General features: G+C 65.7%; 19 protein-coding genes. 2 read left to right on the top strand and 17 right to left on the bottom strand.

The annotated features are described in order from the left end of the window. The 7 genes from ABFX29_RS06270 to ABFX29_RS06240 all read right to left on the bottom strand — a co-directional run. Positions 1–1,604: DUF222 domain-containing protein (locus ABFX29_RS06270; RefSeq protein ID WP_346038480.1), on the bottom strand; the 1,604-nt coding region annotated here is incomplete at its 3' end. Between the two features lie 245 nt (positions 1,605–1,849). Beyond that, positions 1,850–2,629 carry a hypothetical protein gene (locus tag ABFX29_RS06265; RefSeq protein WP_152225822.1) on the bottom strand — a complete coding sequence of 260 codons (780 nt, stop codon included), beginning with the start codon at positions 2,627–2,629 and terminating at the stop codon, positions 1,850–1,852. Further along, a complete protein-coding gene (locus ABFX29_RS06260) occupies positions 2,626–3,192 on the bottom strand; it encodes an RNA polymerase sigma factor (RefSeq protein WP_152225820.1) in 567 nt (188 codons plus the stop codon). Before ABFX29_RS06260 ends, ABFX29_RS06265 begins: the two co-directional genes overlap by 4 nt. Positions 3,193–3,253: 61 nt before the next feature. Then, positions 3,254–4,798: an acyl-CoA synthetase gene (locus tag ABFX29_RS06255; protein ID WP_152225818.1), complete on the bottom strand. Its 1,545-nt coding sequence runs from the start codon at positions 4,796–4,798 to the stop codon at positions 3,254–3,256. Positions 4,799–4,898: 100 nt separating this feature from the next. After that, positions 4,899–5,915, bottom strand: a complete 1,017-nt coding sequence (locus ABFX29_RS06250) for an ABC transporter substrate-binding protein (protein WP_170287711.1) — start codon at positions 5,913–5,915, stop codon at positions 4,899–4,901. Positions 5,916–6,020: 105 nt separating this feature from the next. Then, positions 6,021–6,476 carry a MaoC family dehydratase gene (locus ABFX29_RS06245; RefSeq protein WP_152225816.1) on the bottom strand — a complete coding sequence of 152 codons (456 nt, stop codon included), beginning with the start codon at positions 6,474–6,476 and terminating at the stop codon, positions 6,021–6,023. A 17-nt stretch (positions 6,477–6,493) separates the two neighbouring features. Continuing rightward, a complete protein-coding gene (locus tag ABFX29_RS06240) occupies positions 6,494–7,420 on the bottom strand; it encodes an SDR family oxidoreductase (protein ID WP_152225813.1) in 927 nt (308 codons plus the stop codon). Between the two features lie 91 nt (positions 7,421–7,511). Here ABFX29_RS06240 and ABFX29_RS06235 point away from each other — a divergent pair, with 91 nt between their 5' ends. Then, complete coding sequence (locus ABFX29_RS06235) at positions 7,512–8,012, top strand: MarR family winged helix-turn-helix transcriptional regulator (RefSeq protein WP_152225811.1); 501 nt, start codon at positions 7,512–7,514, stop codon at positions 8,010–8,012. On the opposite strand, the gene malQ is transcribed toward ABFX29_RS06235, so the two are convergent. Beyond that, the gene (gene malQ, locus ABFX29_RS06230) at positions 8,009–10,147 is read right to left on the bottom strand and encodes a 4-alpha-glucanotransferase (protein WP_152225809.1); all 2,139 of its coding nucleotides are present in this window, start codon (positions 10,145–10,147) and stop codon (positions 8,009–8,011) included. The two genes, ABFX29_RS06235 and malQ, sit on opposite strands and share 4 nt — an antisense overlap. 98 nt (positions 10,148–10,245) lie before the next feature. Next, positions 10,246–10,575, bottom strand: coding sequence for a DUF6221 family protein (locus ABFX29_RS06225; protein WP_152225807.1), 330 nt, complete (start codon positions 10,573–10,575; stop codon positions 10,246–10,248). Between the two features lie 194 nt (positions 10,576–10,769). Here ABFX29_RS06225 and ABFX29_RS06220 point away from each other — a divergent pair, with 194 nt between their 5' ends. After that, positions 10,770–10,949, top strand: coding sequence for a hypothetical protein (locus tag ABFX29_RS06220; protein WP_152225805.1), 180 nt, complete (start codon positions 10,770–10,772; stop codon positions 10,947–10,949). A 27-nt stretch (positions 10,950–10,976) separates the two neighbouring features. Here the strand turns inward: ABFX29_RS06220 and ABFX29_RS06215 are convergent, their stop codons facing one another. The 8 genes from ABFX29_RS06215 to ABFX29_RS06180 all read right to left on the bottom strand — a co-directional run bounded on the left by ABFX29_RS06215 (position 10,977) and on the right by ABFX29_RS06180 (position 21,757). Then, positions 10,977–11,732, bottom strand: a complete 756-nt coding sequence (locus tag ABFX29_RS06215) for an SDR family NAD(P)-dependent oxidoreductase (RefSeq protein WP_152225803.1) — start codon at positions 11,730–11,732, stop codon at positions 10,977–10,979. Positions 11,733–11,792: 60 nt separating this feature from the next. After that, positions 11,793–12,839: a 3-hydroxyisobutyryl-CoA hydrolase gene (locus tag ABFX29_RS06210; RefSeq protein WP_152225802.1), complete on the bottom strand. Its 1,047-nt coding sequence runs from the start codon at positions 12,837–12,839 to the stop codon at positions 11,793–11,795. 129 nt (positions 12,840–12,968) lie between these two features. Then, positions 12,969–13,235: a hypothetical protein gene (locus tag ABFX29_RS06205; RefSeq protein ID WP_152225800.1), complete on the bottom strand. Its 267-nt coding sequence runs from the start codon at positions 13,233–13,235 to the stop codon at positions 12,969–12,971. Positions 13,236–13,525: 290 nt separating this feature from the next. Next, a complete protein-coding gene (locus ABFX29_RS06200) occupies positions 13,526–14,335 on the bottom strand; it encodes an SDR family oxidoreductase (RefSeq protein ID WP_246167237.1) in 810 nt (269 codons plus the stop codon). Positions 14,336–14,337: 2 nt separating this feature from the next. Further along, complete coding sequence (locus ABFX29_RS06195; RefSeq protein ID WP_152225796.1) at positions 14,338–17,814, bottom strand: bifunctional proline dehydrogenase/L-glutamate gamma-semialdehyde dehydrogenase; 3,477 nt, start codon at positions 17,812–17,814, stop codon at positions 14,338–14,340. Positions 17,815–17,897: 83 nt separating this feature from the next. Beyond that, positions 17,898–18,413 (bottom strand): DUF805 domain-containing protein, encoded by a 516-nt coding sequence (locus ABFX29_RS06190; protein WP_152225794.1) that lies wholly within the window; start codon positions 18,411–18,413, stop codon positions 17,898–17,900. Positions 18,414–18,698: 285 nt separating this feature from the next. After that, complete coding sequence (locus ABFX29_RS06185) at positions 18,699–19,721, bottom strand: YsnF/AvaK domain-containing protein (RefSeq protein WP_152225792.1); 1,023 nt, start codon at positions 19,719–19,721, stop codon at positions 18,699–18,701. A gap of 347 nt (positions 19,722–20,068) precedes the next feature. Then, on the bottom strand, positions 20,069–21,757 hold the full coding sequence (locus tag ABFX29_RS06180) for a long-chain-fatty-acid--CoA ligase (RefSeq protein WP_152225790.1): 1,689 nt from the start codon (positions 21,755–21,757) through the stop codon (positions 20,069–20,071). Between the last annotated feature and the right edge of the window lie 11 nt (positions 21,758–21,768).

The following is a 21,768-nucleotide window of genomic DNA, read 5'->3' as shown; positions in this document are numbered from 1 at the left end:
AGTTCTGCCGGGTTTTCGTCGATTCCGGCAAGGGTGTCTGCGTTGATCAGAACCATGACCTCGGTACGGACTTTGGAGCGGTCGCGGTTGTTGGTGCGGTCCCGGTTGTTGCTCCGGTATCTTTCGGCCCGGCGGGGTCGCCTGTCCTGCCTGGAACTACCGGCGGCAGTGCTGGTGGTACCGGTAGGGGTGCGGCCCGGTGTACTAGCAGCCGCCTCAGCTCCTGCGCCTGCGCCTGCTCCTGTTCCTCTTTCTGTTGCGGTTCCGGTTCCGGTTCCGGTTGCGGTTCCGGTGCAACCCTGTACATCAGCAACCCCCTCTGTTCCTGTTCCGATTCCAGTCCCGGATCCGGTTGGTGAACCTGTGCCTGTGGAACTTGTCCCCAAGTGCGGGCATGGAGCGTCCTCGGGCTCGGTGGGCTGTGTGCCGGCCTGCTCCGTGAGGAGCAGTTCGGTGAGGGTGTCTGCGCGGAGCTGGTCCATGGTGCGGGGGTCGCCGGCTCGTTTGCCGGCTTTCGCTGCACCGGTGAGTGCGGCGAACATAGCCTGGCCCTTCTCCGCGGCGATGATCGCGCTGAGGCAGGACATGCCATCGGGCAGGGGCTGGAACATCACACGGCGTTTGTCCTTTGCCTCACGGTGCCGGACGGGGATCAGATCGGGGAAGCGGGACTCGCGGAGCCTGCGGGCTCGGCGCCCGAACCCGGCAGCGGTCCTGCCCTCGGCTGCTGCCAGCAGGTCCCGTTCGAACGCAGCACGGACTGTGAGGACAGGACTGGCCTCCCGATCGCCTGCGCTGGCTGCATCCCCCGGCCCATCCTGCACTCCATCTGCCCCATCCGGTCCGGCTGCTCCACCGTCTCCGCCTGCTCCCTCCGGTCCGCCCGGCCCGGTTTGCCCGAACAGCGCGCCCTGGTCCTGGAGGTCCAGTTGGCCGGACTCCCCATCAGGCGGTGTCCCGGCGCCGGCTAGTGCGGCTGCGTCATCTGAACCCGCGCCAGCACCCGGTTCCGGCTGCGGTTCGAGGATATCGGCGGGGAGGTTTTGGGTCTCTTCGAGGATGATGCGGGCGTGCTGGAGAGCGATCTTTCCCTCGGATAATCTGGCCAGGGTCTGCGGAGCCTGAAGACACAGGCGGGTGGATTCGCTGATGAGCTGCATCGCCGTCATGTGCGGGATGTTCAGGACAGTGGATGCCTCGGCTGCAGCCAAACTCATGGCCAGGGCGGGTTCTTCGCGTCCGGAGGCCTCAGCGATATCCCTGGCGAAAAGCACTTCCAGCCGGGCGGCAACACGTGCCTGCTGGGCCTGCGCCCAGGAGACCAGCATGCCCAGACGCTCAAGCGCGGACACGGTTTCCCCATACCCCAGGGACTCGGCACCCCGCACTGACAGCCGTCCCGCGAAACCCTCAGGCAGCAACGGCGCCGCGGTGTCCTCCACCGGCGCGGGATCAGCACAGAACACGGAGCCGGCGGTAACGCCGGGATCGTGGTTTTGTTTGGAGGTGGGACGAGACGACGGATCAGGCGTGGGACGGGTGGACGGTCCGGACGGCCCCGGCGAAGACGTGCCCTGCTCCGAACCGGTAGCACCCGGATCCATGCCCCGACAGTGCGCTTCCGTTCCTTGCGCATCACCGTTTTTCCGGTCTGCAGACCGGAAAAACGGTGAATCCGAAGAGCGGTTCATACCCCAAGACTTTCAGCTGCCACTGACATTCAGAGGCCAAAACCGGCCTCTTTCAGCACCGGAAATTACGGGACTTACACCCAGCTTTTGCGGCTCGCAAGGCCCGGTTTACCGGTGCCGGGCTCACAGGACGGCCACTCAGCAGCGGAGGTCCCTGCTTAGCTGTTGGCCCAGTCCAGCGACGCGCGGACCTGCTCCTGGCTACCGTCCGTGTAGCTGACCTGCAGAAGGACACCGTCGTCCGGATAGTCCCGCAGCTCGTCCCCGGGGAACCACAGCACAAAGTAGCCGTTGGCAACACTGCCGCTCACGTCGCCCTGGGTTTGGCTGGCATAGGAGACAGCACTGACCTCGGCTCCCGCGGCACCCACCACCATGGAAAGCTCACCTGCTGAAGTAGATCCCATACCCATGGCGGTAGGAAGCAGCCCGCGCGCGGCCGGCTCAGCTCCGCCGGGAGTCTTGCCTGAGTACCCAAAGGACCCGCCGAAGAGGGACCCGTCAGTAACGCACATGGCGGAAAATCCCCCAGGGCCGGAAAGGACAACGGTGGTCCACTCGCCCCGACGCTCGGCAATCGCCACATTGGCTCCGAAGGACTCGTCCTGCCGGTCTAAGCCACGGCATGCATTTCCGGCCTTTTCGCTGGCCCCCGGACTCAGCAAAGAGGCTGTCTGCGTCCAGCTGGCATACGCAGGATCACCGCCGCCCAGCACCGGAACTGCAAGGATCGCCAAGGCAGCCGCCGCTGCAGCACCGGCCAGGAACAACCGGCGGTTCCTTCGCGGCCGGCCGGGTATCGGCGTCAGCTTCTCAGGACGCCCCGCCCCAAGGATCCGTTCGAGGTCACGCTGCGCGCGCCGCTGGTCAAACGGGGCACCGGAGGCCGAAGCATCGAGGGACCGGAGCAGTGTGTCCGTCTGTTCGTCTCGCATCATGATGACGGTGTCCTTCCAAGAACGGGCTGCGGCGTAGCAGATGACGCCGGAAGATGGTCGAGCAGCAGCCGGAGCGCCCGGCGGGCACGGCTGAGCCTCAGCCGGTAAGCCACCGGCGAAACGCCAAGGACAGCTGCGGCCTGTGGCCCCGAGAGGTCTTCGAAGACGGCCAGGCCGAGCGTCTCCTGATGGGTTTCCGAGAGCATCCGCCAGGCCCGTGCGATGTCGATGCGCCGGGTGGCCAGATCAATGTCGGCAGTGGAGACCGGAAGATCCGCTGCATCCGCAAGGCGGAGGCCGAGGGCCCCGCTTCTGCGCTCACCGCGGCCGTTGTTCAGGAGGATGTTGCGGCTGATGCCGAAGATCCAGGCACGCGCGTCACCGGCAGAGGAAGGAACTTCCCCAACGCGGCGCCACACCACCAGGAAGGTGTCCGCGCCTATGTCTTCGGCGCGGTCGGCATCGGCTCGGCGGCGGACGAACCGGAGAAGGTCCGGATAAACCGCGGCATAGAGAGTCCGGAACTGCTGCTCCCGGTCAGGTTCACCTGGAAAGTGGGTCATGCACTGTACCTGTCCGCCATCCGGCTGAGTGTTTCATACCGGACCGGACAATCAGCAGGAATTACCCGGCGTGCTCCCTGCGCAGGTCCGCCTTGCGGATCTTGCCGCTGGCAGTCCGCGGAAAATCAGGCACGATCTCCACCGTTTTGGGAATCTTGTACCGTGCCAGCCGGCCGTCCAGGTGGGCAGCAACCGCAGCCGGCTCCAGGGTGAAGCCTTCACGGAGGGTGACGATTGCCTTGGGAACCTCGCCCCACTTCTCATCCGGAACACCGATCACTGCCACCCCGCTGACGGCTTCGAGTTCGCTGATGATCTGTTCCACTTCGGCGGGATAGATGTTCTCGCCGCCGGAAATGATCATGTCCTTGAGCCGGTCGGAGATAAAGAGGAAGCCGTCGGCGTCGAAATAGCCCATGTCACCGGAGCGGAACCAGTGCCCGTCCACAAAGGCCGATTCAGTGGCATCGGGCCGGTTCCAGTAGGACTTAATGACATTCGGTCCGCTGATCTGGACCTCGCCCACCTCGGCGGGGTCCGCGGTGCTGCCGTCCGGCCGGGCGACGCGGACGGAAGTGAAGAAGTGCGGCGCGCCGGCGGAGCCCGCCTTCTCCCGGGAATACGCCGGCGGCAGCGCAGTAGCGCCGGGCGCCGTTTCGGTCATGCCGTAGCCGCCGGAGAAGCTCAGGCCGCGCTGTTCGTAGGCGTCGATCACGCGCAGCGGCACGGCCGACCCGCCGCAGGTGAGCTTGCGGAGCGAGCTGATGTCCCGTTTGTCCCAGTCTGGGTGCTCACACAACAGCTGGTAGGTGGTGGGCACGCCGCTGACGTAGGTTGCCCGGTACTTCTCGATCAGTTCCAGGGTCCGCCCGGGCTCGAACCTGGTCTCCAAAATCACCGTCGCGCCCTTGAGAAGGTTCGGGAGCACACCCATGTCCAGGGAAGCGACGTGGAAGAGCGGGGAGATCATCAGCGCAATGTCATTCTCCGCGACGTCGTAATCAACCAGCACGTTGAAGCAGTTCCACGCCAGGTTCGCGTGGGTGAGGAGTGCACCCTTGGGCTGGCCCGTGGTGCCTGAGGTGTAGAGGATGATCGCACCGTCCTCGAGCGCCACGGGGGCATCGGCAAAGCCGGCCGGGTCCTCGAATGCTGCCTCATACGGCTGTACCGGAATCGCGGCCGCCTCAGCTCGGGCGGCACCCGTGCCGTCGTCCACGAGGAAGCGCAGCTCGACGCCGGTGCCCCGGGAACCGCGCACGGCCAGCTCGTCCAGGGCGAGGGTGTTCACCAGGACGGTGCTGCCCGAGTCCTGCAGAGCGAACTGGATCTCGGGCGGGGCCAGCCGGGTGTTCAGCGGAACAAAGACCGCGCCCAGGGATCCGGCGGCGAAAAAAGTCTCAAGGAAGGAGGGATGGTTATCGCCCAGGAAGGCCACACGCGTTCCCTGCCCGACGCCGGCGGCTCGCAGTGCTGCGGCCAGACTGTTGATCCTCTCGTCCAGCTCGGCATAGCTCGTTGCCTGCTCGCGGAAGACCAGTGCGGTTCGGGAACCGGACTTAATCCGCTGGCGGTGGATCCATGAACCAAGGCCCTGGTTCTGCATTGCTAAAACGTCCTTCATCCGTGCCGGGTGGTTTGGGTGTTGACGAGCTGGTGTGCCGGAGCCCGCCTGAGGAGGTACAGACGGGCCCCGGCACGGCTCATTACTGGACCGTCATGGCATCCAGATCGGGGGCGTTCTCAACGAACTTGTACTTGACCATGAGTTCGCCCATCTCCTTGAGCTCCTCAGTGCGCAGCTCGGCGTCGTACTGCTCCATCTTCAGGTTGGCGGCTACTTCAGCCGGCATGTTCATGAAGGCCGGAAGGACTGCCTTGACGTCGTCAATGTTGGCTTCTGCCTGGGTCAGCAGGTCTTCCATGGCGCTCTTGAACTTCTCCACGGTTTCCGGGCTGGAGGAGGCATAGTTCCCGGAGGTGAACGTCACCATGGTGGGCATGCCGGGAACGGCTTCCTGGTTGGAGTAACCCACCAGGACGTTGTCCGGGTTGGAGAGTGCCTTGCTCAGGAACGGCTCGGGGATCCAGATGGCGTCCGTGTTGCCGAGGTCCAGCTGCGCTTCCATGTCCGGGAACGGCATTTCGGAGAACTTGATCTGGGTGGGATCGGCCCCGGCGAGGGAGGCCGCCTCCATGATCGTCAGGTCACCCTGGGTGTTCACTGCGTTGACGCTGGCGGTCTTGCCCTCCAGGTCGGCGAAGGTGGTGATACCGGAGTCTGCCCGGGCCACCACGCCGTTGATGTCTTCGCCTTCTGCGTAGGAGTTGGAATACCCGGTGACGATCTTCATGTCCAGGCCCTTGTCCTTGGCCACCATGACGGTCAGCGGGTTGCCAACGGCGAAGTTCATGTCTCCGGTGGAGACTGCCGGGAGCATAGCCGCGCCGCCCTGGCCGGTCTGGAGTTCAACGTCCAGTCCGTGCTCCTCGAAGATGCCTTCATCCACGCCGTACTGCATGGCGGCGGAAGGTGCGATGCCGATGACGCCAACGACGATCTTTTCGAGCTCGCCGCCCGCAGCAGCGGAACCGGACGCGGACGGGGAGGAGCTGGAATCGGTGCCGGACAGGCTGCCTCCGCCGCAGCCCGCCAGTGCCAGGGTAGCGACGGCGCCGAGCGCAAGGGCCTTGGCAGCCCGCCGGGTAATGAAGTGCCTCATGACTTTCCTCTTCCTTGAGGGGAGAAATGGATACTGCTGGAGGTGGTGCTGGTGGTGCGGTGGTGCTGCCCGAACCGCGGACGGGGCCGGGAGTGAAGGGGCAGGTCAGGCGTAGAACCGCGCCAGGAACTCTGCGACGACGGCGGGACGTTCTTCGCCGTCGATCTCGATGGTGTTGGACGTCTTGATCTGCACGCCGCCCTTGACCTCCGTGACCTCGGAGATCACCGAGTGGAGACGGACCTTGGACCCCACCTTCACCGGGTTGGTGAACCGGACCCGGTCCAGTCCGTAGTTGACCTTGGTCTTGACGCCTTCGACGTCGAAGAGCGAGCTCCACAGCGGAATGATCAGTGACAGGGTCAGGAAACCGTGGGCGATGGGAGCACCGAACGGACCGTCCTTGGCCTTCTCGGGATCGGTGTGGATCCACTGGTGGTCGTCCGTGGCATCGGCGAAGGTGTTGATCTGGTTCTGGGTGATCTCGATGTAGTCGGTGTAGCCGAGATCCTTGCCTACCAGGGAGGGCAGTTCTTCAAAGGTGACAACAGTGGCACTCATGTGGTTTTTCCTAGCGTCTAGTTGGTAGCGGTCTGGGGCTGCAGGTCGGCGGGAAGCGGCGGAAACTTCTCGCCGACGCTCTGCTGCTTTTCAGCGAACGGGAAAGCCGAGGCCAGTTCCTCGTAGCTCCAGCCGCCGTCCCGGTACTCGGACTCCACTGCTTCGGGATGGGACCAGAGCTGCAGGCGGTCACCGCCCACACCGATTGCCTGGCCGGTGATGCCGGCGGCCCCTTCGGAGGCCAGGAAGGCGATCAGGCCGGCCACGTCTTCTGCGGTTCCGAAGCCAAGGGTCTTGCGGAAGAAATCAGGCATGGCCTCGCCGCGCTCGTCCGCTTCCACGGCTGCAGCGAAGTACGGCACGGTCTTGGTCATGGCAGTTGCTGCCACCGGAATGACCGCGTTGGCGGTGACGCCGGCTTTCTTCATTTCCATGGCCCAGGTCCGCACCATGCCAACAATCCCGGCCTTAGCCGCGGCGTAGTTGGTCTGGCCGAAGTTTCCGCGCTGGCCGGTGGGGGAACCAATGGCGATGATCCGGCCCTGGACGTTGTTTTCCTTGAAGTACGCGTAGGCTTCCCGAACACAGGTGAACGTTCCACGCAGGTGCACGTTGATCACCAGGTCAAAGTCCTCATCCGTCATCTTCAGCAGCGACTTATCCCGCAGCACGCCGGCGTTGGTGACCAGGATGTCCAGCCCGCCGAAGTTCTCCACGGCAGCGCCCACCAGCGCCCGGGCGGTCTCAGTGGAACCCACTGGAGCCACTACGGCCACGGCACGGCCGCCGTCGGCCGTGATTGTGGCCGCGGCTTCTTCAGCGACGGCGGCGTCGACGTCGTTGACCACCACTGCCGCGCCCTGCCGTGCCAGTTCGCGGGCGTAGGCCAGGCCCAGGCCCCGTCCACTGCCGGTAACGATCGCTACTTTGCCCTGAAGGGACATTCGAACTCCTCATAATTGTGTCCTGTCTCACACCATGACATCCGAGATAGTTGAGAAAGTCAACAGTTGAAATCAGGCGTACTCTTGACCCATGACTGAGACGGCCCATCCAACTGCGCGCAGCGCGGCATCCCCGTCAGCCGAAACCGGAATCGAGCGGCTCTATTCATCCGAACTGGCCAACGAGACGGAGTTCCTTGCCGCACGGGCACGTTCGGTGGGTTCGCGCCGTGCCAACGAGGATCTGGCTTCGCTTGACCTGAAGGTCAGGTCCTATTCGGTGCTGTCCCTGGCGTGCAGCGGACTTAACCCCTCCCAGCGGGAGCTGGCGGAGTTCCTGTTCCTGGACCCCAGCCAGATCGTGGCACTGGTGGACCAGCTGGAGAAGCGCGGAGCCGTGAAGCGGAAGGCCGATCCCCGGGACCGCCGGTCCAACATCATCACCCCAACGGCGGCAGGCAAGCGCCTGTATGCCCAGGCGGCAGCCGTGGTCCAGGCGGCAGGGGAAACCTCACTCGGAGCGCTGTCCCCCGCCGAACGGAACCAGCTGCGCGACCTGCTGCGCCGGGTAGCCTTCGCCGACCAGGCCTAGCCGGTCCCCAGCGCGCTGTTCATCACGCGCGTGAGGGAAACAAACCGCGGATTGGCAGCCAGGTCTTCGACCAGCACCGGCCGCCCGTCCGGGCCGGCCAGGGGAATGCACCAGTTCGGGTATTCGCGTGATGTTCCCGGCTGGTTCTGTATCCGGTGCTCACCGACGGCGTCCACCAGTCCAACTCCCACCAAGGCAGAGGGGCTCGAGGCGATCAGCCGGTGCAGCGCCTCCACCGTTCCCTGCTCGGAGGCATCCGGCCCCAGCAGCCCGTGCCTGCGTGCCAGGTCCAGGATGCCCCGGGTCGCTGCACTGTCCAGTTCCCGTTCTTCCTCCACGGGCCGGTTCAGCAGCCCAAGCGAATCCCGCAGCGTGACGTGCTCACCGGCAAGGTAACCCGCTGCCGGAGGCAGGTCGTGCGTGCCGATCGTGGCCAGCGCTCCAGGCCGGTACTCCGCGGGATCCCGTGGCCCCTGCGGGGTCTGTTCGAACCACATGATCGAGGTGCCAAGCACACCCCGTTCGGCCAGGTAGCCCTGGACCCAGGGTTCAAAGACCCCAAGGTCTTCACCAATGACGACGGCGCCGGCCCGCTGCGCTTCCAGGACCAGGATCCCCACCAGCGCCTCATGGTCGTAGTACACGTAGGCCCCCAGGCCCGGCTCCTGCCCCCGCGGAATCCACCAAAGCCGGAACAGGCCAAGGATGTGGTCCACCCGCACACCCCCGGCATGGCGCAGTATGGTGCGCAGCATGTCCCGGTACGCACCGTAGCCGCTTTCCGCGAGCCGGTCCGGATCCCAGGGCGGCTGGCTCCAGTCCTGGCCGATCTGGTTGAACATGTCCGGAGGCGCTCCGACGGAGACTTCCGGTGCCATCACATCCCGCAGGGTCCAGGCATCGGCGCCGCCGGGGTGGACTCCCACGGCGAGGTCGTGCACGATTCCGATCTCCATGCCCGCGCTGAGCGCTGCCCGCTGGGCAGATTCGAGCTGCTCGTCGCAGATCCACTGCAGCCACTTGTAGAACAGGATTTCGCCCGCGAGTTCGGTGGATTTGGCCGCCGTCATGGCACTGTGCAGCCCTTCCTGCCATTCGGGCGCATCGGGAGGATACTCGGCTGCCAGGGCGCACCACAGGGCAAAGCTGTCCAGGCCCGGGCCTGCTTCCCGGACAAAAGCCTCAAACTGCTGCACCCGCGCGGGACTGCGGGGCACCCGGTAGACCTGGCGGAGGGCCTGCAGCTTGGCGGCATAGGAAGAGTTGCGGTCCAACAGGCGTGCATCGCGGTCCACTGCCTGCTGCCCGGCAGCCAGCGCTTCGACGGCGGCGCGCTCCGCGCCGCGAAGGTAGGCATACTCCTCGATGGCTTCCACCCGGATGTAGAGCGGGTGGAAAAACCGGCGGGTAGCCGGAAGATAAGGAGAGTCCTCTACCGGCGGCACGGGTTCCGCAGCGTGCAGCGGGTTGATGAGCATAAAGGCCGCTCCCGCGCTGCCTGACACGGCGGACAGGTCTGCCAGGTCGGAAAGGTCCCCGATCCCCCAGGACCGCTCGCTCCGCACGGAATACAGCTGGGCCATCATGCCCCACGCGCGGCCGCCCGTTTTCGGGGCCGGCAGCCGGTCCGGGGTGACCGCCAGAACGGACTCAGCTTCCTGCCCGGAGTGGGACACATGCAGCGCATGCCATCCCAGCGGCAGTCCGGCCGGAAGCTGCAGCTGCCTGGCTTCCAGCTCAAGTCCGTCAACAATCGCCGTTTCGACCGCCTGCCCCGCAGCCGGCAGGGAAGGCAGCGGCACGGAGCTGCCGTCCTCCATCGTGATCCAGGCCCGCGCCTCGGCTCCGCGGGGCAGATGGACTGGAACCGGGAGCGGCTGCTGCTGGCGAAGGACCACTGTGGGCGGCAGTGTGCGCCGCCAGGGCGCCAGGGCCGCTTCTTCCAGGGATGCCTCAGCCTGTTCCCGGGTCGCCGCGGGTGCCCCGCGGGCAGCCAGCACGCTTCTCAGGGAGGCATCTGATACCTGCTGGACACCGCCGTCCCAGCCAGTGAATGTTGTTGCAACGTTCTTGGCCTGTGCCAGCTGCTCCAGCAGCTCCCTATCCGGTGCGGCGCCGTCGTCGTGTTCCGTCATGGGGTCTCCACAGTCATGCGTGCCAATCTAGGCGCAAAGGCATCCCAAAGACAGGGGGCGGGATGGTTCGTGCTGCCAAAGCACAGCGGTGCTGGAGGTCAGGGGCGTTTTTCCACCAGCCGCCAGACGTCCTGGTAGTCCACATGCTCCGCATACGGTGCGGCAAGCGCCGCCAGCGCCAGCGTGGTCCATTCCAGTTCGTCCGCGTAGCTGCGGCTGTCCGCCTCCGCATCCTGCAGCATGCGGGAGAGCGCGTTGCGCCGGGCTCCACCAATGATGTCGATGAGCATCAGCTTGGCCTCGCATTCGCGCAGCAGGCGCTCCTCATACCAGCGGTCGGAGAGGGAAATCTCGGAGCCGCCCAGCAGCTTGCGTGACTCCGCGGCGTCTTCGTGAAAGCGCGTAAGCAGGAAATCCACGATGTCCATGCCCAGACTTTACGCGCCGGGCATCCCCCGCGTCAGGGGTCCGCGGGCGTTCCGGGAATATTTTCACGCACTTGGTTGGTTGACATAACTAGGCACCCTTTCGAAGACCTATGCCTACTATCCAGGAGTTAAGTTTGCCCTCAGCCTGCGCGTCCCCATCCCGTTCCAATGCCCCTGCCCGCCGTGTCCGCAGTGTGAGCTCCGTCCACCGCGGAGACTACGTCGAAGCCCGCAGCGGCGATCAGGTCTACTACCGCGGTGAAGTGCGCGACACAGCGCCCGGACTCGCAACCCTGTGGCTCAATGATGAGGAAACCGGGATGCACACGGCCGTGAGCACGGAAGACTTCACCATCTGGCGCACCCAGCGCTAACCACGCCTGCCTGCCGGATCCCCCGGCTCAGTCAAGCAGCGCTCCGGCGCTGATATTGATAGTGGCCCCGGTTATGCTCGCCGCCATGTCCGAGGCAGCGAAAACGGCGGCGTTCCCAACATCCTCAAGCGTTGCGGCCCGGTTCAGCAGCGTGGCCGCAGCGATGGTTCCGGCAATCCCTTCCCGTCCCTCCATGGCGGCGGGGAGGGATTCCGGGACACCGCCGGAACGCAGCGTCACCACCCGAATGCCAAACGGACCCAGTTCGATGGCCAGCTGGCGGCGCATCGATTCAATGGCTTCCAGGGCCGTGACCAGCCCGCCAAGATACTGTCCCCGGTCCTCGGTTCCGGAACCGCCGAAGGCCAGGATCACCCCCGACTTCTGCTCCATCATGTGCCGGGCAGCTGCCTGCGCCGTGATGAACGTTGTCTGCACGGCCGTCGAAACCGGCCGCAGGTAATCCTCCAAATCCATGGCTGCCATGGGCGTGCCCTGAACGTCACCGTGCTGGATCACGTTCAGGGAGATGTCCAGGCTCCCCGCCGTCGCGGCGACGTCGTCGGCGTGGGCATTGACCGCGTCCTGGTTGAGTGCGTCCAGCACTGCGGTTTCCGCCAGCCCGCCCGCCGTCCGGATTTCCGCTGCAACCTCCTGCAGCGGTCCTGCGTGCCTGCCGGCCAGGAACACCCTTGCACCCTCGCGGGCAAACGCCCGCGCAGCGGCGCCCCCGATTGATCCGCCGCCTCCGTAGATAACCGCGTTCCTGCCGTTGAGGAGCATGCCGGTGTCCTTGTCTGAAGGGAATGAGCCGCACTGCGCCTCATTCTGGCACCGGCCGGATCAGAGGGCCAGAGTCCAGGCAACGTCTCGGGGATCAACCCCGTCAAGGCGGGCCGGATTCCACTGCGGCTGGTTCCGGTCCAGGAGGCGTGCGCGGACACCCTCCCTGAAATCGGGGCGTCCGATCATCCTCTCCGCCATCACCAGGTCCCGCTGCAGGACCCTGGCCAGGGCCGGTTCCCGGGCGGCTGCGCGGAGGGCGGCCAAGGCAACGCAAAGCGAGAACGGCGCCATCTGGCGAATGGCCTGCGCCGCATCCCGCGCGGCCGGCGCCGGGTGGCGCTCCAAGTTCCGGAGAATGGCAGCCACATCCTCACCTGCGTAGCACTCGTCGATCCAGTCCTGCTCGGCAGCCAGCGGTGCGGCCGGAGGTTCGACGGCGAACGCCGCCGCCACATCCGATGCCCCGCTGCCCGCGGACTCGAGGGCGGCCAGCAGCTCCGGAAGCGAGTCGGAGGGGACAAAGAAATCCGCGAAGCCGCACAGCACGGCGTCGGCACCGGTCATCGTTCCAGCCGTCAGGGCCAGGTGGGTGCCAAGCTCTCCGGGAGCCTGTGCCAAAAGCAGCGACCCGGCGCAGTCCGGGCTGAACCCAATACGCACTTCCGGCATTGCGGCTTTGGTCCGCTCGGTGGCGATCCGGATTCCGGCGTGCCCCGAGACTCCGACGCCGCCGCCCATCACAACGCCGTCCATAACCGCAACGTACGGCTTGGGGAAGGCAGCCACCCGCGCGTTCAGGGCGTATTCAGCAGTCCAGAACTCCATTGCCTCGGCGTCCGTGCCCGAGGCAATGGCGCGGATGTCCCCGCCTGCACACAAGCCCCGCTCACCGGCACCATAAAGCACCACCGCCTGAACGGCGTCGTTCGTTTCCCAGTCCTGCAGGACCCGGTCCATCGACTGGACCATGTCCAGGGTCATGGCGTTCAGCGCCTGCGGACGGTTTAGCCGGATAGTTCCGAGAGTGCCGGAGGTCCAGGCCTGGAGTTCTTCAGTGGCGTGCGTGGATGTTCGAACCGGTGCGGGGGCAGGCGAGGAATTCATGCCCGCTAGCATCCCAAGTTTTTTCCTTCGGCCCAACTCCGGGCAGTGTCCGGAACAGAGATGCGCCGGCTGCGGGCCTGGATGCCCGCAGCCGGCGCACCGGTGTTTTTGCTGGGGTGTGCCGCCCTCCTACCAGCGGACCTTGCGTTCGCGTCGGCCCTGCCGGCCATTGGCATGGCTCGGCTTGCCGCCCTTGCCCAGGCTTTGCCAGCCGGGCAGGTTGGCTTCCTGCTGCCTGGCTGCAGCAAGTCGCTGCTGGCCTTCCTCGCTGAGCCGCCGGGCGGCTGCGGGGGCGATGTTGACCTGCAGCTGCGGCTCGGCCCCGGCGGACGGCTGGTTCAGCAGGCCGGCTTCGTCGAGAGGATTCTGTGACGAGTTGGATGTCGGTTCGGTCATGGTTTTGCTCCAGTTCATCTCTGGCTTGGCTGGGCCAGGGCTGAGCCCTTCCGGGCACGCCGGGGCTGAACGCCACCGGCGGGATTTCGAGCTGCAGACGGAAGGACGCGCTAGGCCAAAGGCCTCGACAAGCGGTTTATGTGGGTCTGCGTTGAGCGGTTCGCGCCAGTTTGACCAGGCCGGCAATCTCCGGCCGGCGCAGTTCGCTACTCGAAAATGAGCATGTCCATGGGCAGGACCCTAACAAACCCGGAGGGTGTTGAAAAGAGCGAAACCCACATTGCAGGAATCTAGCGGAATCCTCCGTCGCTGCTCAGGACCTGGCCAACCATCCACTGGGCTTCGTCGCTGACAAGCCACGCGATGAGCCGGGCTGGGTCGTCAGGCTCGCCAAACCGGCCGGAGGGGAACCGCGCCAGCACATCGGCGAGGACCTCCGGAGGGCGGTCAGCCGTTTCACCATTGAGGTACCCCGTATTCACCGGTCCGGGATTCACTGTGTTGAGGAGGATTCCCCTGCGCGCCAGGTCCGCGGCCACGGACGGCGTGATGCCGGCCAGCGCCGCCTTGGACGCGGCATAGGCGATCTCCGAATCCATCACCCCTCCGTTGATCTGCCCCGAGGTCATCCAGATAACCCGGCCGCCGGACCTGCCGTCATGCTGCGCCGCGAACTCCCTGGTTGCGAGCAGCGTGGAGCGGGCATTGACCTGCCAGTGGGCGTCGAGCATCTCCGGAGTCATCTCCGCCAGCGGGCCGTCCCCGCCGCTGCGCGCGTGGTTGCAGACAAGGATGTCCAAATGACCCAGTTCTGCTGCCGCCGCGCGGATCAGCTCCGAAGCCGCATCAGGTTCGGCCAGGTTGGTGCTTTGGTGTGCCAAAACGGCATCCGGGGCGAGTTGCCCGCGCAGCCCGTCCGCGACCGCGTCAAGGGAGTCCCCGCCCCACGGCTGGTCCAGGTCATGCGGGCGGTAGTGGGCGGTGAAAAGGCTCGCTCCCATCCGGGCGAGCCGTGAAGTCACGGCATAGCCGATGCCCTGGCGGCGGCTCACTCCGGTGACGACGGCGGTGCGGCCTGCCAGCGGCAGGGGATTGTCCACGCTCAGGGCCTTCCGGGTTCAGTGTCGGCAATCGCGCTGGGGGTTCCGAAGCGGTGGGCCGTAATGCTGATCGCCTGTTCGTGCAGGAACGGCAGCAGTTCCACTCGGCCCGATTCGGTGACCGGCTGAGAGTACACGGCACAGTCCGGACGTCCTCCCAGTGCTGCCGCCAAGGCGCGGCGGTCTCCGCCCAGCAGGCGGATCCTGGACGGCGGAGTTTCCATGCCCGCCACCCGCGAAAGCCATTCGGCGTCGTTTTCCACCGTGACGGAACAGGAAAAAGCCGCAAGGACAGCGGTAATGCCGGGAGCCAGCGCATCCGGCACCGAGACCGTGACCCCTGATTCCGCCAGCAGCGCCGCCGAGAGGACGCGCAGCACCGACGGCAGCGGTTCGGCCTCGGCCAGCCGGACGTGGACGGGAACCGGCAGGTAGCGGAAAAGGTTCCGTTCCGCCGTGAGCCCGGAGACGTCTTTGGCCTGTCCGTATTCGTCCGCCCAGGCAGCGGCGTCGGAAGCCGCAGCACGGTGCAGGAATCCGAGGTCGGTACTGGAGAGCACTGATGCGCTGCCGGCCTGCTCCAGCAGGGCGCCAACCTTTTCGCCCGGAGCTGCGTCGGCTTTCGAGGCTTCGGTGCTCCAGCTGCCCAGTCCCAGCAGGTAGTTGGGACCACCGGCCTTGGTTCCGGCACCCACCGATGATTTCTTCCATCCGCCGAAGGGCTGCCTGCGGACAATAGCACCGGTGATGCCCCGGTTCACGTAGAGGTTGCCCGCTTCCACGGCTCCGGTCCAGTAGCTGATCTCCTCCGGGTCCAGCGAATGCAGTCCGGCGGTGAGCCCATAATCCACCTGGTTCTGCAGCCGGACTGCGTCCTGGAGCGTTTCAGCCCGCATCACGCCCAGTACCGGGCCGAAGTACTCGGTGAGGTGGAACTCCGAGCCCGGCTGCACACCGGATCGGATGCCCGGAGACCAAAGCCGGCCTTCGGCGTCGAGCTTTTGGGGCTGGAGCACCCAGGTCTCCCCCGGGCCCAGCTCGGTGAGTCCGCGCAGCAGCTTGCCGGATGCAGGTTCAATAACAGGTCCCATTTGCGTCCGGGGGTCCTCCGGCTCTCCCACCGCCAGGGACTGCACTGCATCCAGCAGCTGGTGGTGAAAGCGGCGCGATTCAGCCACGGAACCGACCAGTATCACCAGCGAGGCAGCAGAACACTTCTGCCCGGCGTGCCCGAATGCCGACGCCGCCACGTCGCGGGCGGCGAGGTCGAAGTCCGCGCTGGGGGTCACCACTATCGCGTTCTTGCCCGAAGTCTCAGCCAGCAGGTCTAGGTCCGGCCGGAAGGAGCGGAACAGTTCCGCCGTTTCATAGGCGCCGGTCAGGATGACCCGATCCACCGCCGGATGGGAAATAAGTTCGCGGCCCAGCTCGGACTCGCCCAGCTGCACAAACCGCAGGACGTCCCCGGGCACACCCGCTTCCCACAGTGCTTCCGCCAGTACCGCACCGCAGCGTGCTGCCGGTCCGGCCGGCTTGAGGATCACGGCCGACCCCGCCGCCAGGGCTGCCAGCGTGGAACCGGCCGGTATTGCCACAGGGAAGTTCCATGGCGGAGTTACGAGCGTGAGGCGGGCCGGGTGGAACCGGGCGCCGTCGACCGCGTCCAGTTCACGGGCACGCTCAGCGTAGTAGCGGGCGAAGTCGATGGCCTCGGACACCTCTGGGTCGCCCTGGTCCAGGGTCTTGCCCGCTTCGGCTGCCATGACCTCCAGCAGCTGGGCGCGCCGGGCTTCCAGGACATCCCCGGCCCGGTGCAGGATCTCCGCACGTCCGGCGCCCCCCAGGGCAGCCCATTTTTCCTGCGCAGCCGCCGCTCCGGTCAGGACGTCTTCGAGCTGTTCTTCGGTTTCCACCCGTGACGCCGACAGGAGGCCAAGGCCGAGGTTCGATTGCGGTACCCGGGACAGGATCTCCCGTCCCCAGCCCCGGTTGGCGGGCAGCGAAGGATCGGTGTCCGGCGTGTTCCCGAATTCCTCCGGCCCGGGCTCGGGGGCCCGGGTACGGTCCTGCCGGCGCCGGGGAGCGGGAACACTGCTGTCCGCAGCCGCCAGGGAATCAAGGAACCGCTGCTTTTCGCGTTCGAAGAGCTTTTCCTCCTCCGCCAGGTCAAAGACTGCGGACATAAAGTTCTCGCTGCTGGCGCCTTCTTCCAGCCTCCGCACCAGGTAGGCAATGGCGACGTCGAACTCCTGCGGGTGCACCACCGGCGTGTAGAGCAGCAGTGAACCGACTTCCTTCTTGACCACTTCAGCCTGCGCGGTGGCCATCCCAAGCAGCATCTCCACGTCAATGCCGTCCCGGACTCCGCGGGCACCGGCGAGCAGCCAGGCATACGCGATGTCGAACAGGTTGTGGCCGGCGACGCCGACCCGCACGTTGCTGATCCGGTCCGGGTTGAGCGAGTAGTCCAGGACGCGCTTGTAGTTCGCGTCCGTTTCGAGCTTCGACCCCCAGGTGGCCAGCGGCCATCCGTGCAGCGAAGCCTCCACCTGCTCCATGGGGAGGTTGGCCCCCTTGACCAGCCGCACCTTGATGGGTGCACCCCCGGCGGCGCGGCGGGAAGCGGCGAACTCCTGCAGCCGCTGCATGGCGGCCAGCGCGTCAGGCAGGTAAGCCTGGAGCACCAGGCCCGCTTCAAGGTTACGGAACTCGGGCCGGGACAGAAGTTCCATGAAGACCGCCATGGTCAGCTCAAGATCCTTGTACTCCTCCATGTCCAGGTTGATGAACTTGGGGCGGGGTGATTCTGCTGCCAGCCAGTAAAGCGGAGCAAGGGTTTCCGCCACGTCGGCCACGGCTTCGTCGAAAGCCCACGGTGCGTGGGGAGCCACGGTGGAGGAGACCTTGATGCTGACGTAGTCGACGTCGCTGCGCTCCAGCAGGCGGCGTGTGCCTTCCAGCCGGCGTTCGGCTTCCCGGCGTCCCAGCACTGCTTCGCCGAGCAGGTTCATGTTCAGGCGGACACCGTCGCGGCGCAGCCTGCGGATGGATTGGCCCAGGCGGTCCTCGGAAGCGTCAATGATCAGGTGGCCGACCATGCTCCGCAGCGCCCGCCTGGCCGCGGGGACCACCACTGAGGGAACGGCCGGGCCCAGCACTCCGCCAGTACGGACGGCAGTCTTCAAATACCAGGGCAGGAACCCGGGAACCCGGGGAGCAAGCTTGGCGAGATTCCGGGCAGCGACCTGCAGGTCTTCGGGACGGATCACCCCGTCAACGAAGCCAACAGTAAAACCGAGGCCTCCGGGGTCCTTGAGGACCCCGGCCAATTGCGCAGCAGAGGCGTCCACTTCAAGAGTGGACGCCTCTGCGAGCCAGGTTCGAACCAGCTGGATGGATTCCTCCGCGAGGTTGGCGGATTGGGAATCGGAGCTGTAGGGGGCATCATTGCCGGGGTGTGGCGATGTGGTGTGGGTCATCCTCCCAGTATTGGAGTCTTTGCTCCCAATCGGAAGGGGCACCCCGTTTCACCTGCGGTTATGCTTCCCGGGTCCTTGGATGGCTAGGACTGGTACGGTGCCTGCGGGTACTCGCCGTACTGCTGGGCGCCGGCGTCGAACCGGGCACCTTCCGGCTTGCTCGGCATCAGGGAGAACACCAGGATGGCAATGCCGCCCACACCCGGAATCAGGCCAAGCAGGATCAGCCAGCCGTTGAAACCGCCGTCGTGCAGGCGCCGCACCGTCAGCGCGAGGCTCGGCACCAGGGTGGCCAGCGACCAGAGGCCAATCAGCGCGTAGGGGAACAGGAAGCCGGTGCCTTCCAGATCGCCGGTCACCGGATCCACGCTGCCGACGGCCGCGGCGAACATCCAGATGACCAGCGCGGTGATGACGATGAAGTTCACCAGCATCCACCACCAGTACTCGCTGCGGCTCGCCCGGCCGGAGAAGGTGGCGTACTTCTTGAAGAACCGCTTGACGGCATCTCCGATGCCTGCGCCGTAAAGCGGCTGGGACAGGTCTGTGGCGCCGGGCTGGGCCGGCACATACGGGTTGGGTGCAGAGTGCTGTGACATTTCGGATTTCCCCCTGTAGCTAACGTGAAGGCCGCTTATTGTTTACGCGACCGAAGGGATAATAGCCCACGAACTGGTTGCCGTCGAGGCCGTTTTCGCAGGTCAGGAGGGGTTTCATGAAGACGGAGTGCGCCCGGGCTCGGCTACGCGTGGCGGCTCGTCCGCGTCAAGGCGAAACTTGCCGTGGACCGCGCAGAACAGAACCCCGCCGGCCCTTATGGCGCAGCGGGGTTCCGTCCACAATCGACTAGCCGGCTGATTCCGGCCTACATTACGCGGAAGCGCTCAGCGCGAGCTCCCCGATCCCGAGCCGGAGGAGTCGTCGTGGCCTGAGTCGTGGCCCGAGCCGGAGGAATGGTGTCCGGAACCGGTGCTGCCCTCAGATCCCGTGGACATGGAGCGGCCGGAGGCATCCTCCACTTCACTCTCGATCCTCTCCTTGCGCACTTCCTCGGAAACATTCTCCGTTCCAGTGACCGTTTCAGTGTCCAGCCGCACCCGCTCAACCGGTTCGGTGTGCTTGTGGACCACCGGCTCCTCGGCATGCAGCGTGACTTCGTACTCGTCTTCGCGCATCTCGGGTCCGCTCAGGGCGGCTTCACGGTTGGCATCCGTGATCGGCTCCCGCTCGATCACGACTTCCTCATGGCTAACCGGCACCTGGGTGGTGACATTCTCCGTCACCGTGTACTTCCGCAGGCGTGCCCGGCCCGTCTCATGGCTTTCGGTTCCAACGTCCAGCTGCTCCTCCGAACGCGTCATGGCGTCGTCAATACCGGAGCGCGAGCCGGAGGAATCCGAAAGCCCGGTGGTACCCGAATGTCCGGTATCGGTTCCCATACCCGAGCCCACTCCGGAGCCGGACTGCGTATCATCAACCAGGCCGCTTCGCCCCCGGTCTGTTCCGGAAATGCTCTCGGTGTCGGACTCGATGAGCGTGTCCGTGCCCGCATCCGCATTCAGCGAATCGGCGTCGGAGGTGCCGTCGTCGTAGGTGAAGCCGTAGTAGCGGTAAAGGGTGACTTCCTCTTCGGCACTGATGGAGCCGTCGCTGGCGATCTGCGGCGCGTTCTTCACCTCGTCCTTGGAATAGGGCACCAGCACGTCGACGCCCTCCACGCTGGCCTCGCTCAGCGGGACGAACGTCTCGCTCGTCCCGAACAGGCCGGTGTTTACCGTGACCCAGGCCGGTTCGTTGGTCTGGTCATCGAGGTAGAACGTTCCCACTGATCCGATTTTGTCGCCGTTGGGACCAAGAACGTTTCCCGAAGCGGCCATGAGTCCTTCGACTTGCTCGTTGCTGATCATCGTGTTTTCTCCTTCGGCAGCGAATCTGCGCCGGGGGTCCGGCACAGCGATCACGATTCTCGAGCCGGGATCCGATCGAAGCAGCTTCCGCCCGCAGCTGCCCGATCGCCGTGCCGGGCGGATAGCCGCCCGGGCGGCGCCGTTTCACCGGCGCCGGTTCCGGCTCCTCTGGCCATTTCTCCGGCCGGGCCTGAATTGCCAAGCCTACTTATTATTCCACTGCCTGCATGCAGGCGCGTCAATAGGAAACCGGGTAAGCCCGGGAACCCGCGCAAAGGAGCCTCGAAGGAGCGCCGAACACGCCTCCGGTGTGGGAAAACGGCTAGGAACGGGTGGGGAAGAGGAGGCTAGAGCGAATCCTGCAGGGACTCGCGCACCTGCTTGCGAAGAACCTTGCCCAGCATGGACTTGGGCAGTTCATCGATTGCCACGATCCGCCGGGGAACCTTGTAGGGAGTGAGCCGTTCGCGGCAGAAGGCCCGCAGTGCCTGCTCATCGAGTTCGGTGTCCGGCTGCATAACGACGGCGGCAACCACCTGCTCGCCGCCGGCACCGCGGGGCAGGCCCACCACTGCAGCGTCGGAGATGCCCTGGTTGCTGCGGAGCACTTCCTCCACTTCGGACGGGGAGACGTTGAAACCGCCCGTGATGATGAGTTCCTTGCGCCGGTCCACCACCTTCACGAAGCCGTCACCGTCAACGGTGACAATGTCCCCGGTTCGCAGCCAGCCGTCCTCGGTGAGGATCTCCTCGGTTTCCTCCGGGTTGTTCCAGTAACCGGCGAACACCTGCGGCCCGCTAAGCAGCAGCTCGCCCGGCTCTCCCTGCGGAACGTCGCGGGAGAGATCGTCCGGATCCGCGACCCGCATCCGGGTGCTGGGGAACGGCACGCCGATGGTTCCGTTCCGGCGGGTCTCGGCGAACGGGTTGCCCAGTGCCACCGGGGAGGATTCGGTCAGCCCGTAGCCTTCCACCAGCAGGCCGCCGGAAACTTCTTCCCAGATTTCAACGGTCTTGGGCGAGAGAGTCATCGCACCGGAAATGGCGAAGCGGATCGTGGAGATGTCGATCCCCCGCTTCTTCGATTCGATGGCAACCTTCTCGTAGATCGGAGGAACGGCGCAGAACACGGTGGGCTTGGACTTCTTGGCGGCGTCCAGGACAAGATCCACGTCGAACTTCGGGAAGAGCACCAGCCGGGAGCCCGTAAGCATGGCGAACGTCAGGTAGAGCGTCAGGCCAAACGCGTGGAACATCGGCAGCACGCCGTAGATAACTTCCTCGCCTTCCTTAGCACCGTGCATCCAGGCCTGGCCCTGCAGCGCGTTCGAGCGCAGGTTGTAGTGCGTGAGCATGGCGCCCTTGGGCACCCCCGTAGTGCCGGAGGTGTACTGCAGGGCCGCGAGGTCCGTTACCGCGGGCTTGGGGTGCTGCGGGTCGATCGGGTCGTTGGCGAGCAGCTTCTCCCAGGGGATCGTGTTCTCAGTCTTGGTGGTCAGTCCGGCCCGGGTGCGGCGGAGGGAGGGAATCGGCAGCCGCAGGCCAAGGCGCTTCAGGCGCGGCATTGCCTTGGTGATGTCCACGGAAATAATGCTGGGCACGGCGACGTCGTCCGGGAAGTCCTGGACCTTCTCCACTGCCTTGTCCCAGACGATCGCCACCTGGGCCCCGTGGTTTTCAAACTGGTGGCGCAGTTCGCGCTCGGTGTAGAGCGGGTTGTGGCCCACGACGACGCCGCCCAGGCGCAGCACTGCGTAGAAGGCGATGAGGTACTGGGGGCAGTTGGGCAGGATGATGGCCACCCGGTGCCCCTTCTTCACGCCCAGCTCGCGCAGCCCTTCGGCAGCACGGTTGATCTTCTCTCCGAGCTGCGCGTAGGTGGTTTCGGCACCGAAGAACTCCAGCGCAACCTTCGGTCCGAACCGGGCCACGGCGTCTTCCACCACGGCGGTCAGGGATTCGGTGGGCAGTTCAATTTCTGCCGGCACGCCGGGCTGGTAGTGCTTAACCCACAGCGGTTCCTGGGCAGCGGTCATGGACGGAGCTC

Origin of the sequence: Arthrobacter gandavensis, assembly GCF_039528575.1 — a bacterium.
Lineage (GTDB): Bacteria > Actinomycetota > Actinomycetes > Actinomycetales > Micrococcaceae > Arthrobacter_B > Arthrobacter_B citreus_B.
This window is presented reverse-complemented; position numbering and strand designations above follow the sequence as displayed.

Excerpts from the sequence above, each read along its gene's own strand:
- ABFX29_RS06265 (WP_152225822.1), bottom strand. The coding sequence starts at position 2,629 with ATGATGCGAGACGAACAGACGGACACACTGCTCCGGTCCCTCGATGCT.
- ABFX29_RS06260 (WP_152225820.1), bottom strand. The coding sequence starts at position 3,192 with ATGACCCACTTTCCAGGTGAACCTGACCGGGAGCAGCAGTTCCGGACT.
- ABFX29_RS06255 (WP_152225818.1), bottom strand. The coding sequence starts at position 4,798 with ATGCAGAACCAGGGCCTTGGTTCATGGATCCACCGCCAGCGGATTAAG.
- ABFX29_RS06250 (WP_170287711.1), bottom strand. The coding sequence starts at position 5,915 with ATGAGGCACTTCATTACCCGGCGGGCTGCCAAGGCCCTTGCGCTCGGC.
- ABFX29_RS06245 (WP_152225816.1), bottom strand. The coding sequence starts at position 6,476 with ATGAGTGCCACTGTTGTCACCTTTGAAGAACTGCCCTCCCTGGTAGGC.
- ABFX29_RS06240 (WP_152225813.1), bottom strand. The coding sequence starts at position 7,420 with ATGTCCCTTCAGGGCAAAGTAGCGATCGTTACCGGCAGTGGACGGGGC.
- ABFX29_RS06235 (WP_152225811.1), top strand. The coding sequence starts at position 7,512 with ATGACTGAGACGGCCCATCCAACTGCGCGCAGCGCGGCATCCCCGTCA.
- malQ (WP_152225809.1), bottom strand. The coding sequence starts at position 10,147 with ATGACGGAACACGACGACGGCGCCGCACCGGATAGGGAGCTGCTGGAG.
- ABFX29_RS06225 (WP_152225807.1), bottom strand. The coding sequence starts at position 10,575 with ATGGACATCGTGGATTTCCTGCTTACGCGCTTTCACGAAGACGCCGCG.
- ABFX29_RS06215 (WP_152225803.1), bottom strand. The coding sequence starts at position 11,732 with ATGCTCCTCAACGGCAGGAACGCGGTTATCTACGGAGGCGGCGGATCA.
- ABFX29_RS06210 (WP_152225802.1), bottom strand. The coding sequence starts at position 12,839 with ATGAATTCCTCGCCTGCCCCCGCACCGGTTCGAACATCCACGCACGCC.
- ABFX29_RS06205 (WP_152225800.1), bottom strand. The coding sequence starts at position 13,235 with ATGACCGAACCGACATCCAACTCGTCACAGAATCCTCTCGACGAAGCC.
- ABFX29_RS06195 (WP_152225796.1), bottom strand. The coding sequence starts at position 17,814 with ATGACCCACACCACATCGCCACACCCCGGCAATGATGCCCCCTACAGC.
- ABFX29_RS06190 (WP_152225794.1), bottom strand. The coding sequence starts at position 18,413 with ATGTCACAGCACTCTGCACCCAACCCGTATGTGCCGGCCCAGCCCGGC.
- ABFX29_RS06185 (WP_152225792.1), bottom strand. The coding sequence starts at position 19,721 with ATGATCAGCAACGAGCAAGTCGAAGGACTCATGGCCGCTTCGGGAAAC.
- ABFX29_RS06180 (WP_152225790.1), bottom strand. The coding sequence starts at position 21,757 with ATGACCGCTGCCCAGGAACCGCTGTGGGTTAAGCACTACCAGCCCGGC.